Origin of the sequence: Paenibacillus sp. FSL P2-0089, from assembly GCF_038595095.1 — a bacterium.
Taxonomy (GTDB): Bacteria; Bacillota; Bacilli; order Paenibacillales; family Paenibacillaceae; genus Paenibacillus_AQ; species Paenibacillus_AQ silagei.
On record NZ_CP152006.1, the window covers coordinates 4360302 to 4376079 of the forward strand.

The 15778-nt window shown below is 52.9% G+C and carries 6 protein-coding genes; all 6 read right to left on the reverse strand.

Features of this window, described 5'->3' with window-relative positions:
• Positions 1-2: 2 nt before the first annotated feature.
• Positions 3-2363, reverse strand: a complete 2361-nt coding sequence (locus NST69_RS18270; protein ID WP_342546743.1) for an ATP-binding protein — start codon at positions 2361-2363, stop codon at positions 3-5.
• A 324-nt stretch (positions 2364-2687) separates the two neighbouring features.
• The gene (locus tag NST69_RS18275) at positions 2688-2984 is read right to left on the reverse strand and encodes a hypothetical protein (RefSeq protein ID WP_342546744.1); all 297 of its coding nucleotides are present in this window, start codon (positions 2982-2984) and stop codon (positions 2688-2690) included.
• 80 nt (positions 2985-3064) lie between these two features.
• Positions 3065-7123, reverse strand: a complete 4059-nt coding sequence (locus NST69_RS18280; RefSeq protein ID WP_342546746.1) for an HNH endonuclease — start codon at positions 7121-7123, stop codon at positions 3065-3067.
• A 159-nt stretch (positions 7124-7282) separates the two neighbouring features.
• Positions 7283-8080: a DUF1906 domain-containing protein gene (locus NST69_RS18285; protein WP_340753060.1), complete on the reverse strand. Its 798-nt coding sequence runs from the start codon at positions 8078-8080 to the stop codon at positions 7283-7285.
• A 25-nt stretch (positions 8081-8105) separates the two neighbouring features.
• Positions 8106-8372 (reverse strand): hypothetical protein, encoded by a 267-nt coding sequence (locus NST69_RS18290; protein ID WP_036700963.1) that lies wholly within the window; start codon positions 8370-8372, stop codon positions 8106-8108.
• 109 nt (positions 8373-8481) lie between these two features.
• A complete protein-coding gene (locus NST69_RS18295; RefSeq protein WP_342546752.1) occupies positions 8482-15741 on the reverse strand; it encodes an HYR domain-containing protein in 7260 nt (2419 codons plus the stop codon).
• Positions 15742-15778 lie beyond the last annotated feature (37 nt).

Sequence of the window (15778 nt, forward strand, 5' to 3'; positions counted from 1 at the left end):
GCTTATTTCACCTCGATCAGTGTGTGATAGGGCGCATAATCCGATTGCAAAAAGGTTCTGCCCAGCTTCAGATACTCCCGCTTGGCCGCCAACATGATCTGCTTCATCCCGATCGAACAGCCCTCATGAGCCGCATAAAAGGCTGCATTCAAGGCAATGTTCTTGATGTTGCCTCCGGCCAGAATAAACTTCTCTGCCATGAAATCGTAATCCAGGCCGGCATCAAGCGGCGCTCCCGCCGGGAACATTCCCTGCCAGATCCGGCCGCGCTGCTGCTCCTCCGGGAACGGGAATTCCAGCTTGAAGTGCAGCCTGCGGGCAAAAGCATCGTCCAGATTCTGATTCAGGTTGGTCGCCAGAATCACAATTCCCGTGTACTCCTCCATCTTCTGCAGCAGGTAGCTGATCTCCACATTCGCGTACCGGTCATGCGCATCCTTGACCTCAGAACGCTTGCCGAACAAGGCATCCGCTTCGTCGAAGAAGAGAATGGCGTTCGAGGTCTCCGCTTCATCAAAAATCCGCGACAGATTCTTCTCGGTCTCTCCGATATACTTGCTCACAATCTGCGAGACATCGATCTTGTAGATTTCCAGACTCAGCTCAGTCGCAATCACCTCAGCGGCCATTGTCTTCCCGGAGCCCGGCGGCCCCGAGAACAGGATGTTCAGCCCTCTTCCGAGCGACAGCCGTCCCGCAAAGCCCCACTCCCCATAGACGAGCGCGCGGTATTTCACCTGGCGGCAGATTTCCTTCAGCTGATTCAACTGCTCTTCGGGAAGCACCAGCATGTCCCAGGTATACATGGCCTGGACCTTCGAGGCCAGTGCCTGAATTCTGCGGCTGGACTGGAAGTAACAGGCTTGATAGAGATCCTTCGTGCTAATCCCCTTCTCCCTGGAGCCATTCCAGACGGCGATGTTCTCACTCCCGTTCAGCGCGGCCCGGATCTGGCTTGAAGTGAAGCGGAAGCTGCCGCTGACTTCATCCAGTTCCATCTGCGGAGACAGCTTATACTTCTGGCCGAAGGCTGTCCACGCCGCCTTGCGGGCCGCTGCATCCGGAAAGGGCAAGTTGATCTGCATGAAGTTCAGCGGAATTCCGGTGAAGCTGATTCCCCACTGCGCTTCTCCAAGGATGAACGTCAGCGGTGCACAGTCTGCCAGCATCTCCATGAGGAGCCGGATCTGCAGGCTGTAGCGGTCATCCTCTGTCACCAGGCTGTCGAAGCCGGTGAAGCAGAGGGCCGTCTTCATCAGCAGCGCATGCCGTCCAAGCAATCTCAGCATTTCGCTGAAATCAGCCTCAGGGCGCAGCAGCTTCTCCAGATCGGCAACCAGCACAGAGAGTCCCAGGGTGCCGCAGACCTCGCGGATACCTCCGAGCTTCACGGCCTCGTCCGGCCCGCTGACGTATAGCAGGCTGCGAGAGCTGCCAGCACCGCTGCTGCTGTAATGCCTCACGAACCGCAACAGCTTCTGCTCCAGCTCAGCCGGGAAACGGGACTGCTGCGGAAGGGGCACAGTGCTAAGCTTCGCCGCCTTCGTCAGACGTTCATCCAGCACCTCATAGCCGAGCAGCAGATTCACCGCCCAATCCTCCAGCTTCAGCGGCCGGGCGATTAACGGAATGCGGCTGTCACCGTACTCCCCTCTTCGCTCCAGCAGCAGCTTCATCAGCGGCGCATTCGCATCGAACAGCAGACGGGCCGCCTGCCGCTCATCCTCTGCCCCGGCGAATACTTCCAGGACCAAAGCAACCAAAGGGCGCTTGTCCGACATATCATTCTGCAGGTAGGCATAGATTCGCCCATACTTGCTGTCCAGCTCAGGCGCCAGACAAGCGACCAGAATGCTTACCTCCAACCCCGACAGGTTAAGTGCTGAAGCCACCTCCGGGAGCATGAGCCTGGGTGCGGGACTGGATGCCTGCCCTGCGGACGGGTAGAAGCTTGCCTTCAATCTGGCAGCAATCTGCCGTTCCAAATGAGCAATTTCCGCTGTTAATAGATTGATGTAACGCTCATCTTCTGGCTGGACATCCAGCAGACTGCGGATCTCCTCGTCCACCAGCTCCAGCTCTGCGTGCGGCTTCGGTCCCGCAAGGTACCTGAGCTTAAGCCGGAGCTCCAGCAGTTGCAGCTCTTCTGCGAGATGTTCTTGGTTGGAGCTGTAGGGCGGAGCGGGTTCGCTGCTCTCCTGTCGGGAAACTGGTGCTCTGGATATTTCTTCAGAAGCTGCTGCTTCATATGCGGAAGCAGCAGCAGCGCCTGCGCCAAGCTCGGCTGCTTCGACCCGTTCCACACGGTCAGCAGCCTCCGCTGTTTCCTTTCGATAGCCTCTAGCCAATTTTTTGAATTTCATCGGCAGTTCTGTCCTCACTCTATATTTTCTTGTTCATATATAAAGTAAGTTTTGGGAGGGGGATTACAACTGGGGGCGAGGGGGAATGATGATTTTTTTGTAATAAGATTACTTAAAAATAAAAGAATAGCATATATTTCTATTACTTTCATTTTATCAGATTGGATTTTTCGTGAATGTTAAAAAAAGAAATAAAATAAATATAATAAAAAAAGGTCAATAATGGTAGTTTTTGACCATAATTGACCTTTTTGATTTAACGGAATAGCATTATTGAGTTTATTAATAAACACTTAAAAACATTTCCATAAATAGATTATATTATTAAACTTCATCGTCCTCTTTTAGCAATATTGCATCCAATCGTTCTCTCTCCTGTGCAATTTGGCGTGATAGTTCAAAGCTATTCATGAACATTTCAAGTGGTAACTCTTCTACCCCGTCTTCAGTTTGTTTAAGAATCCTAAATTTTGATTGATGTGTTGATAATACCTGGACTAAATTTTTCATTACCTCCAGTTCCTCTTTGTTTCTACGATTTACAATCATTATCGGTATATGATTCATGCTGTTAAATTTAATTTCATGAAGGGATAAGTTCACATGTTTTTTGGTTGTCATTAACAATTTACCGCTTATATTTGAATCCAGTAATAAAGAATATGTGGACAAAATACCTCACCTCAAATATATATTTTATTCTAAAATTCCTCTGGGAATTGCGGATTCATTGGTTTACCAGGTAAACTCTTACGATATGAATTTCCATGCCAACGTTTTAAATGTTCTTTAAACGTTGCCGGATATATAATCTCTCCTTTGTCTGCTAGATGGGGATTCTTAGAAACTGAATAAGCATGATGTCCTGTAATAGTTTTCCCATTAAAAGTGGGTGCTTTATCATTTAAAATATCATTTATTTGTTCTTGCGACCATTCACGAGTTGTTTGCTCACCATTCCTAATTCTTGCTCTTTCCTGATCCCAGAATTTTTGCACCCCTTCATCCCTTCTTGAATCGAGTCTTTTATTCCATTGAAGTCTTTTCCACTCTTCTTTAGTTATTGTTCTATTATCAACCTTTTTATTGAATTTTTTCTTTGTCCTATATCCCAATTGCTTATAGGGGCTAGACTTCGGTGATAAATCAAGTCCTGCTTTCTTCGCCCTTTGGTTAATAACATCACTCGGGTCCTCAAAGCTATCAAAATCAATCTTATCTTTATCCCCATCTGCATTCATAGAGATTTTTTTTAGCTCTGTATCTTCTAGCTTACTGAGTTTGCTATATTCTGCATCACTAAGCTTAATCGGCTTCTTACCATCGAGTTCCAGCTCTTTTAATCGCTTCTCAAGTTGCTTCTCATCGATCTCCTGCATAGTCCCATCAATCAGCAACACCCAAGGATTAACCTCGCCATACAGACGGATATGCTTGCCCTTGCGCACCAGCTTAAACTTCTTGAACTTGAACTTTTGCAGAATCCGGTCCAGCAGGCCCCGGAGATTTTTGGCCCCCTTCATAAGCCCTTTTTGCAGGCTCTTGATCACGATTTTACCATTACGTATGATCATGCTGCCGCTCCTGGAGGCCAGCTTGGCTCCGGATTTCAGCAGGCTCTTGATGCCTTTGGCTCCTGCGCCTACAACGTTCTTCACCCCGCTGGCTGCCGCTCCGACGCCCTTCTTGACAGCTTGTCCGGCTTTCTTGAGGTTGGCTCCGACAGCTTTGAAGCCACCCGCCATCGCCAGCTCAACCAGTCCCATCGCCAGTGCAGTAGCGAGCGCAATCGCGGCAGGTTCGATCATCTTCTGCCAGCCCTGGCTCAGGTAGGTGCCGATGTAGCCGGCAGCTTGCGCTAAGGCTTGCGCAATAGAAACAATTGCCTGAGCCTGCATCACAACCGTGATAATATTAATGATCGGGGGAATCAGCACCGTAATAGCCCCGCCCGTGACGACAAAAGCAGCGCTAACAGCCACTAATGCTCCCGCTATACCCGCAAGCAGCTGTAATCCATGGGCCTTCATCCATTTTATTACAAATGATTTAATTTGGTCAAACAACATTTTCGCATTGCCTGCGCGCAGCTTCACACCGTCTGCGATCTTGCCGCCAAGGCTCTGATTGGCTGCTCCGGTGTCGAATTCCGCCATAATGCTGTCCATTGTAGCCGGGTCGCGGCTGCCGGATATCTCCTTCGTTTCTCCATCCTTCAGGTTCGCCTCCTGCACCAGTGCAGGGTCCATTTCACCCTGCTCCACCGATTCCATCTCAATATCTTCGGCGGTCAGCTTTTCATCCGCTGCCGGTCCTGCGCCGTCCGTCTGCTCTACAGCTCCGCCTTCTGCTGCTCCAGCCCCCATTGGCTTGGAAATATCTACTCCTAGCAGATACTCCCACATCTTCCCTTCCAGATGGCTGAATGAACGCTTCGCCGCCTTCCCGAGCGCCCCTATACGGACGAGCACATCCAGGAAAGTCGCAATCAGCAGATTGCCGAGCGTTGAGATCAGCTTGGAATAGAAGTTCTGCACTGCTGCCAGCGCCTGATCCACTTTAGCGGCCAGGAAGTCCATCACCTGAGTGACCTTGGTCTTGAGCTTCTGGGCCAGCTGGTTGACCGCTTTAATGGCCTTATTGACAACTCCGTCAATCTTGCTGCATATCTTGGCTGCAATGCCGGGGAACTTGGCAAATACAACGGACACCAGCTTTTTGAGCAGCACACCCAGTCCCTTGATCAGGGTTGTAATCAGCTTGCGGCCCAGTTCAATGATGCCCAGTACAGCCTGCTTCGCTTTGTCAAAAATAAACTTAACCGCTTTGCGGAGACCCTCAAAAATGAAGTTGACTGCTTTCTTGACGAGTTCGACCACAGCTTCCAGCTTGCCCTTCACCCAGCCGAGGAAGCCGCCCTTCTTCTCTTCCTTGGCCTTCTCCTGTTCATGCTTGCCGTCTGCTTCCTTCTTAGCTTTACTGTAGGCCTGCGTCGCTTCCCGCTCTGCTTCAGACTGCTTCTTCTGGGCTTCCCGCTCTTTGTCGGTGCGGACGCTGTTGATCTCCTGCTTCTTCTGCTGGGCGGCTGATCCGGCCTGCTTGGTATAGTCCGTCTCGGCAGCATCCAGCTCCTTTTTCCACTCGCCCTGCAATTGGGTGACTTCTGCTTTGGCTCCGGCCTGCTGGCTGATCTGCTTGTTCTTCGCCTCGGTCTCGGCCTGCCGGATTTGCGCCTGACTGTCGGCTTTGGAGCCCAGCACTTTACTGTCGAATTTCGCTTGTTCCTTCTTATATTCCGCCTGCTTGGCACCGAGCTGCTTCTTCATCTCCGGAGCCAGACTGCGGTTCAGTCCGGCAGTCATATCCGCAGGCAGTGCCAGTGCGGGCATTTTTTTGCCCCCGGGTGCCTGCCCGCCTTTCAGCCCTGCAGCAGCCTTCACCACGGTGCCATCCGGCTCGGGATAGATCTCATTCTCCCCGAACGGCTGCTTGATCTGGCTCACCTCCGCCTGCTTAGCTGCGCTCACCTGCTGGGTGGCCTCCTGATGAAAACCCTCCATCTGGGAGGGATCTGCCTCCCCGGTCATACTGATTCCCGGCGGCTGGGCGGCTGCGGAGCGGATTTCGCTGAGCATCGCCTCTGGATTGCTCCCGGAACCGGATGCACTAATGTTCATTTTATCCAGCTTCCCTGTACTAACAGCCCCGCCAGTACGCTCGCTTTTGAAGCCTTCCTTCACCGTGTGCTTCAGCGCAGCCGGTTTCTTCCGTGCCTGCAGGACCTTCCCTTTCAAGCCGGTCGGCACTGGAACAGCAGGCAGCCCTTGCTTAGTCTTCTGCGTCTGCTTCGTGAAGGCACCAGAGGATACACTCACAGCCTGGGCATAGGCGTCCCCCAGCTCTGTGGGCTGAACCTGTGTCAGCTGATCCAGAATCTGCCCCGGATCTTCACCGCTGATCTTCACCGCCTTGCCCTTCGCCGGCTTCTCCTTCCCATCTCCCGCCAAGGCACCTAGTGCTGCTCCGAGCGATGGCTCCTTCGCTGCTTTCTTCGGTGCATCAGCACCTTTGGAGGCGGCGGACTTCTTGGCTGGCTCCGGCGCATCCCCTCCCTGAGCTGCTGCGGGCTCCTCCGCCTTCCCGGCATGTACCGGTCCCGCAGACGGCTCTTCCCGGGCCTCTTCTGCAGCCGGAGCAGCGGAATCTGGTTCCGCCGCTACAGCGGCCTCCACTCTCCCCTTTGAAGGGGCGGGCGCTGCCGTCTTCTTGACAGTCCCTGGGCCGGAAGAACTGCCCCCACTAGCAGGCTTAGTTTGTGTGACAGACGCAGCAGCGCTTGCTGCCTGCCCCTCGGGCTCCTCCTTGCTCTGCATCTTGGCTTCAGCCGGAGGGCTTGCTTGCTCTGCTTCTGCTTGCACCGGTTCCGGTGAATCCGTATGCTCTTCCATCTGGGCTTCTGCGGCCGCGCTCTTACTTGGTCCAGCCGCCTGGGTTCCATGATCTGCCTGCTCTTTCTTCTTCCCATCCTCCTTCAGACTCGATAACAATTGAACCACGGCCCGGTTGCCGAGTGTGCGCTGGAGCGCCAGCTTGTCTTCACGGCTTAAGGAAGCCGGATTCTGGCGGACACGCCGGATAATCTCTACCGGGTCCGGTTGTTTCGCGGCTGCCGGATGAATGAATACCTGAGGATTGCTGTATGGTTTATGGCCGCCGGATGCTTTATCTTTCTCCTTACTTACGGTTGCTTGGGTCTGCAATGGAGTCCCCCCTCTGTAAAAAATCGATCCTATAGATAAAGTAAAATCCATAGCGCTTTTTACAGCCGGAGTTATAAATAAATCCATTTATTCTAATAATTATGTATAATCGCATGTCAAAAAGTCCGCCCTAAGGCAGCCTATAATCCTTCTTGCGGATTAACGGTTATTCGGGTCTGCCGCTTGGCCCGAGGCTTTGCGCAGCTCATTAGCCAGACGGTGAAATTCTTTTCCAGACTCTGCATTACCTGCAGCCATATAAGCCGCTTGAAGAAAAGCAATGATCTTGCCCGCATCCTCTTTCTTCATCATATAGTCTTTTCCCTCCCCGTTTACATTGCCTGGTGCAGGAACCGCAGCAGACTGTGTGCTCCACCAGCCCGCCTCTCCACTCGACTGATTGAGGTCCACATTCACCCCGTGAACCGGCTGACCCAATCCCTTGGGGCCGTTGTCGTATTGATAAATGTGGATACCCTCCGCTTTTCGGCCTTTACTCCAGGCATACGTCTGCCAAAAGCCGGTGCAGGCCTTAGCGGCCATTGCAGCTTCAATAACGGTCACGCTCCCGTAAACACCCGACTGGTAATTCCGGGCGGCTTCTCCTGCTGCCGTAATATACTCTATCACCGTATCCATCTGTTTTGCAGAGGCATCGAAATCAACGGCGAAGTAGATCCGGCTCCCGGCAGGTTGTCCAACCGCAAGGGCCGTCTGTGCGGCAATCGCCCCGTCTGTCAGACCGGCTGCACGGCCTCCCAGCGCACGGCTGGCGGTCGTTTCATACACAGAGACAATTTGCAGCCCCGCAGCGCTGATGGCAACCGCCTCCGCCTGGGTTAACCTTTTCCAGCCGGAGGGCACGAGGTAACGGCATACGAATTCGTGACCATCCTCCTTGAATTTTTTAGCCAGTGTACGTGTTAGCGGTGCTGCGCAATCAAAGCCTTTGGCCATTCTCCCATCTCCTTCTTCCTGTCTGCTACCCGATTAATATTTTCATCAAAAGTCCCGCTGCGGCAATACACATCCCCACGCTGCTAATGATCGTGCCCACCAGCCAGCGCTGATTCTCCCCTTGCCTGAGCTTCAATCTGGACAGCTCATCCCGCATCTCATCCATCCGTAAATGCGCCGATTTGCTGCTCTGCATGGCCTCAAGCGCAATATCCCTTGCACTGTTCATGATGTCGAGCTTGGTCTCTACCCGGGTCAACCGTTGAAGGATTTCATTCATGTCGTCTGGCATATCGTACCCCCGCTAATGGAGCTGGTTGATCTCCCGTTAATGAATAGCTCCAAGCTGCAGCCACTGATCCGGCAACAGCCTGGAAGCCGTGCAATGCTTACTTAGCCGCTTACGGTTCCATCCCTGCAATCAGATTGCCGGAGGAGTAGGCCGTAATTTTGCTGGTATCTGTAAAGCCCGTTGCCTGTCCATTGAAGGAATAATCATTGGTCTGATAATAATTTGAGAAATCCGATTTCCAGAATCTGCACTGAATTTCTACAGTTTCTCCCGGCTTCAGACTTCCGGCACCATTGGTGAAGCCGATTTCCAGATAATAATCACTGCCGGTTTTGCCTACTGTCTTCTGGAAGCTTCCCGTAACATAGGACTGAATCACCCTGGTATTCGAGCCTGATACTCTGGCATAATCCGTATAGAAGCTCTGGAATCTCTCTCCATCGACGGTGTAGTAATATCTGAGCTTGATGCTGGAGAGCTGCAAGGTAGACTTACTGGTATTCTCAAAGGATATTCGCGGAAAAATCGTATTCGTCACGCTGCTTCTGCTCGCATTATACGATTGAACCTTGAACGTCTGAGTAACGGTTACATTCTGCACCGCCGTCGATACATTACCGTTAACATCCGTGGCCGTCCAGGTGACCACTGTTATTCCTAACGGGAAGCCGTCAGCCGGAGCATCATTCTTCAGCACAACTCCGAAGATGTCGCTCGCTGTCGCTTGGCCCAGGTTCACAAGCGTCTTGGTTCCGGTTGCCGGAGCAGCAACATCTGCCGGAGCTTTCAGCACAGGCTTCGTCGTATCCACCACCGTAATCTTCTGCACACCAGTGCTGACATTGCCGTTCGCATCTGTAGCCGTCCAAGTCACCTCAGTGGTTCCTAGCGCATAGCTCTCAGGAGCATTACTGGTTATTGTGACTTTGAAAATATCTGTCCCTGTTGCCACGCCGATCTCCACCGGGGTTTTCAGGGCTGATGCTTCTACCGTCTTGTCAGCCGGAAGCTTCAGCACAGGCTTCGTCGTATCCACCACCGTAATCTTCTGTACACCAGTGCTGACATTGCCATTCGCATCTGTAGCCGTCCAAGTCACCTCAGTGGTTCCTAGCGCGTAGTTCTCAGGCGCGTTGCTGGTTATTGTTACCTTGAAAATGTCCGTCCCTGTTGCTACGCCGATCTCCACCGGAGTTTTCAGGGCTGATGCTTCTACCGTCTTGTCAGCCGGAAGCTTCAACATCGGCTTCGTGGTATCCACCACCGTGATTTTCTGCACGCCAGTGCTGATATTGCCGTTCGCATCCGTAGCGGTCCAAGTCACCTCAGTGGTTCCTAGCGCATAGCTCTCAGGCGCATTGCTGGTTATTGTGACTTTGAAAATATCCGTCCCCGTGGCCACGCCGATCTCCACCGGAGTTTTCAGCGCCGTTGCTTCTACCGTCTTGTCAGCCGGAAGCTTCAGCACAGGCTTCGTCGTATCCACCACCGTAATCTTCTGTACACCAGTGCTGACATTGCCGTTCGCATCTGTAGCCGTCCAATTGACTTCGGTTGTTCCCAGTTCATAGCTCTCTGGCGCATTACTGGTTATTGTTACTTTGAAAATATCTGTCCCTGTTGCTACGCCGATCTCCACCGGAGTTTTTAGGGCCGTTGCTTCCACCGTCTTGTCAGCGGGAAGCTTCAGCACAGGCTTCGTCGTATCCACCACCGTAATCTTCTGTACACCAGTGCTGACATTACCGTTGGCATCCGCAGCGGTCCAAGTGACCTCGGTGATTCCCAGCGCAAAGGCCTCTGGCGCGTTGCTGGTTATTGTTACCTTGAAAATGTCCGTCCCTGTTGCTACGCCGATCTCCACCGGAGTTTTCAGGGCTGATGCTTCTACCGTCTTGTCAGCCGGAAGCTTCAACACCGGCTTCGTGGTATCCACCACCGTAATCTTCTGCACGCCAGTGCTGACATTGCCATTCGCATCTGTAGCCGTCCAAGTCACCTCAGTGGTTCCTAGCGCATAGCTCTCAGGCGCATTGCTGGTTATTGTGACTTTGAAAATATCCGTCCCCGTGGCCACGCCGATCTCCACCGGCGTCTTTAGGGCGGATGCTTCTAGAGTAATATCAGCCGGAAGCTTAAGAGCAGGTTTGGCCGTATCGACAATCGTCACCTTCACGATGCCCACTGCGGAATTTCCGCTGCTATCTATAGCTGTCCATTTTACAATCGTAGTACCGATAGGGAAATTTGCGGTTAGGGTCTTCTCAGAAGTGATCGCGCCATGCTCTCCCGGAGCATCTGTAGTTAGAGTGACCGGGAAGAAATCCAGCGCCGCTGGCACTTCCAGTTCTACCGGGGTTTCCAGAGCCGTTGCTTCCTTGGTCAGCTGCAGTGGTCCTTCGAATTTCAGCAAAGGCTGTGTCGTATCCACTACGGAAATCCGCTGTACCCCGGTTACCTCGTTACCATTGATATCTTTGGCCTTCCAGGTAACTGTCGTTGTTCCCAGCGGATAAGCAGCCGGAGCATCCGATGTCACCGTCACCTTGAAAATATCCGTGGCCGCTGCTTGACCGATCTGCACCGGAGTCTCTACAGCTGTTGCTTCTACCGTCAGATCTTCCGGTACAGTTAGTGTCGGCTTCGTCGTATCCACGACCTTAATCTTCTGTACCTTCGTAGTCACGTTGCCGTTCGCATCGGTTGCCGTCCAGACCACTTCTGTTACGCCCAGCGGGTACGCTTCCGGGGCATTATTCTTCACCGTCACCTTGAAAATATCCGTGGCTGTGGCCACGCCGATCTCCACCGGAGTCTCTACCGCTGTTGCTTCTACCGTCAGACCTTCCGGTACAGTAAGTGCCGGTTTCGTCGTGTCCACGACCTTGATCTTCTGCACCTTCGTTGTCACGTTGCCGTTCGCATCGGTTGCCGTCCAGATCACTTCTGTTACGCCCAGCGCATATGTTTCCGGGGCATTATTCTTCACCGTCACCTTGAAGATATCCGTGGCAGACGCTTGACCGATCTCCACTGGAGTCTCAACAGCTGTTGCTTCTACCGTCAGATCCTCTGGCACAGTTACTGCCGGCTTCGTGGTGTCCACAACCTTAATCTTTTGCACCTTCGTAGTCACGTTGCCGTTCGCATCGGTTGCCGTCCAGACCACTTCTGTTACGCCCAGCGCATATGTTTCCGGGGCATTATTCTTCACCGTCACTTTGAAGATATCCGTGGCAGACGCTTGACCGATTTCTACTGGAGTCTCAACAGCTGTTGCTTCCACTGTCTGATCCTCCGGCACGGTAAGCGCCGGTTTCGTCGTGTCCATGACCTTGATCTTCTGCACCTTCGTTGTCACGTTGCCGTTCGCATCGGTTGCCGTCCAGACCACTTCTGTTACGCCCAGCGGATACGCTTCTGGGGCATTGTTCTTCACCGTCACCTTGAAGATATCCGTGGCAGACGCTTGACCGATCTCCACCGGAGTCTCTACCGCCGCCGCTTCTACCGTCAGATCTTCCGGTACAGTAAGCACAGGCTTCGTGGTGTCCAAGATAGTAACCTTTTGCTTACGCGTGGATACGTTGCCGTTCACATCCTTCGCTGTCCAGGTGACTTCAGTCACGCCAAGCGGATAGGAAGCCGGAGCATTGCTGCTCACTGCGGCAATCCCGAAGATATCGGTGACCGCAGGCACCGGCAGCTTAATCTGCATCGTCTGTCCGGTGGCTTCTGCAATGTAGTCCGGAATTTCAGCGATGGCTGGTGCTGTGGTATCTGTTACTGTAATCGTCTGCGTTCCGGTACTGAAATTGCCGTTCGCATCAGTCGCCTTCCAGGTGACAATGGTCTTGCCGAGCGGGTAGCTGGCCGGAGCATTGCTGACCACCGTGACCGGGAACAGATCCGTCGCCGTAGCCTTGCCGATTTGAACCGGAGTATTTACTGCGGTAGCCTCCACACTGATATCCTGCGGAACCGTCAGGATAGGCAGCGTGGTATCTACTACGGTCACCCTTTGCTTGCCGGTGGTTACCAGACCGTTGGCATCCTTAGCCGTCCAGATTACCTCAGTAATGCCTACTGCATAATTCTCGGGAGCATTGCTGGTTACAGTGACCGGGAAAATATCCGTGGCTGTGGCCTCTCCAGTCATTACTGGAGTTCTAATCCCCGTAGCCTCAACCTTAACATCTGCCGGGATAGACAGCTTAGGCGCAGTCGTATCCACTACCGTCACCTTCTGCTTCGCGATTGCCACATTGCCGCTTGGATCACTGGCCATCCAGGTAACCAGTGTGGTGCCGACCGGGAAATCAACCGGAGCATCGTTAATGATCCCGGTCTCGAACAGATCGAAGACTACCGGCTCGCCCAGAGCAACCTTGGATCTGACCGCCGTGGCTTCCACCGTAAGATCCTCAGGCGCTGTAATGACTGGTTTGGTCGTATCTACGATCTTGACCTCTTGCGTTCCCTTAGTTGCATTGCCATGCTCGTCCGTTATTGTCCATGTTACTTTGGTGGTTCCAAGCGGGAATTCCGCCGGAGCATCATTCTTGACTGTCACGGCAAAAATTTCTGTAACCACCGGCTGGCCGATGTCTACCTTTGTGCTTGCTCCCGTAGCTTCTGCCGTTATGCCCCCTGGCAGTGTGACCAGCGGCTTCGTCGTGTCTACGATCTTCACCGTCTGTGTTGTCTTGGTGGTGTTGCCGTTCTCATCTGTAGCCGTCCAGGTAACGACTGTTGTCCCGAAGATGAAGCGTTCCGGGGCGTTGTTGGTTACAGTAACACTGAAAATATCCTTGGCAGACGCTTCCCCCAGCTCCACGGGAGTCTTAATGGCGGTTGCCTCGGCGGTGATGTTTTCAGGCACGGTTAATTGTGGAGGCGTTGTATCTGTAACTGTAATCTTCTGCACTTTCTCGGTAACATTTCCATGCTCATCTGTGGCGGTCCAGGTAACCTTGGTCACGCCCACCGGATAATCCGCCGGGGCATCCTTAGTTAGAAGCACATCGAACAGATCGCTGGCTTCGGCTTGTCCAATATTCACCTTCGTCCGTCTAGCCGTAGCTTCTACGGTAATATCCTTCGGTATTGTCAGTACAGGCTTGGTGGTATCCGTAACATGTATCGTCTGATCTGCTGTAGAGATATTGCCATTCTCATCCTTGGCCGTCCAGCTCACCTTGGTTATGCCCACCGGGTAATCCTCAGGCGCATTATTCGTAATATTCACCTTGAAAATATCTGTGGCGGCGGCCTTCCCCGGATCTACCACAGTTCTTCGGCCTACAGCTTCTTTTGTAATGTCGGCCGGAACCGTCAATAACGGCTTTGTTCTGTCTACAATGGTGACCTTCTGTGTTGCTGTAGTTACATTGCTGTTGGCATCGGTTGCCGTCCAGGTGACGGTAGTCGGACCAATGGGGAATTCCTTTGGCGCGTCATTCACCACAATGACCGGGAAAATATCCGTAGCCGACGCTCCGGTGACCACAAGCGGCGTTTTAACCGCTGTAGCTTCCACAACCATATCTCCCTGCACGGTTAATACCGGCTTTGTCGTGTCTTTTACAGTAATTCTCTGCACCTGTGAGGAGGTGAGTCCTACCGGGTCCACCGCTGTCCATTTCACGGTAGTTGTCCCGATCGGATAGTCTGCAGGTGCATCATTCGTCAGGAGAACATCCGGGACCGAGATATCCTGAACGGAGGCTTGTCCAATATCGGCAGGGGTACGGACCGCCTTCGCTTCCATTGTAATATTCGCCGGAACAGTAATGACCGGGATCGTCTTGTCAATCTTTACTTCAGTCTTCTGTGCAGCCGTCAGATTGCCCGCATGGTCTACGGCCCAGAACTCCAGAGGAATAATTCCCTCCACCGGGACGTCAAAAGCAGCCGTGCTGCCTGCCACAATCTGTTCTTCGCCGTCCGCTCCGAGTCTATAATGAATCTCCTTCACTCCGGAGTGGGCATCTGATGCGGTAAGAGAGACCGTAACATCCGTGCTGTTCCAGCCCTTCTCATTCGCTTCCGGACTTAGAATACTGGCGATAAGCGGACCACTCTTGTCAATTTGCACTACTACCGTGCGGGGAGCTTCAGCATTCCCGGTTCTGTCCACTGCCCAGTAGCTGACGGTAGTCGCTCCTTCCTGTTCCAGCTCCAGCGCCGCGCTTGGGCCGGCAGTTCTCACGGTATCGCTCCCGCCCAGCTTGTAATAGATCGCTTCCACACCTGAATATGGATCTTCAGCGGTAAAATGCAGCGCAACCTTCCCCCGGCTCCAGCTGCCGGATTCGGCACCTGTTACAGCTACTTCTGTAACCGGAGCGCTTTTATCAATATGGATGGGACCGAAGGTTGCGATGGAATAATGGTTCTTATCCTCATCACTGGTAGCCGCACTGTCAACAGCCTTGCCCGTTGCCGTCTGGCCTGCTCCTTCAGCGGTGAATTTCTGATCCGGGGTCAGGGATTTGATCGCTGACAACGTATCCTCTGCCGTATAATGTACCGTCACGGAATGACTGGTCCAGGTCCCGGCAATGTAAGGAGCACCGTTATCCGTTACCGCCGTTGCCTTGATGGAAGGCGGCGTCGTATCGATCAGGTTAGAGCCTACGGCACCGACCTCTACCTTGAAGGTAACCGGCTGAAGACCGGGAACGGTAGCTTTTACCTCCATGGTCTTAATGACCCCGGTTCCCTTCGAATAGACCTGATAGCCTTCTCCTATATATCCTGTGTAGTTGTTAGCCGCAGATGCATATCCGTTCGCATCCGACACAACTGTAATTCCAGTACTATTAAGCCCGCGCATGACCGCAGTAATTGTACTGTCCTCCGAGACGGTGAACGTGACGGGAATACCCGGCAGCGGATTACCCGCCGGATCCTTGACAGCCACCACCTGCGGAAGCATGAAGCCGCGCCCCCCTGGAATCACCCCCGAGGCCTGCGACAACCGGATCTGCTGCAGCAGCGGCGACACCGGGCTCATCGACCCCTCGACATTACTTACAGCCATCAGGTTCATCTGATAGACTCCGTGGTTCAGAATTACTCCCAGGGTAGGGTCTATCTCATACACCGATTGATAGACGGAGCCATAGACCGAATTCTTAACCGTTGCCGCCTGATGAAGCTGTGGTATTGGCGGCTCATCCTCGTACACTGCCGCGGTGACAGTGTCCGCCTCAGGGCCCGGAAGAATGTTGTGGACTATTTTCCCCGACCCGAATACAGCGCCTGGCGCCAGCATCAGAATTAGAAGCGAGAGACACAGCCATCTGCTGATTATGCCTAACCGTCCTTGCTGCACAAGCTTGCATTTCCTTTTTGAATGTTTCATCATACATCCCCTAACTTTTTAGTAATGAGCATAGTGA

Coding starts and splice junctions, on each gene's coding strand:
- NST69_RS18270 (WP_342546743.1), bottom strand. CDS start 2,363: ATGAAATTCAAAAAATTGGCTAGAGGCTATCGAAAGGAAACAGCGGAG.
- NST69_RS18275 (WP_342546744.1), bottom strand. CDS start 2,984: ATGACAACCAAAAAACATGTGAACTTATCCCTTCATGAAATTAAATTT.
- NST69_RS18285 (WP_340753060.1), bottom strand. CDS start 8,080: ATGGCCAAAGGCTTTGATTGCGCAGCACCGCTAACACGTACACTGGCT.
- NST69_RS18290 (WP_036700963.1), bottom strand. CDS start 8,372: ATGCCAGACGACATGAATGAAATCCTTCAACGGTTGACCCGGGTAGAG.
- NST69_RS18295 (WP_342546752.1), bottom strand. CDS start 15,741: ATGAAACATTCAAAAAGGAAATGCAAGCTTGTGCAGCAAGGACGGTTA.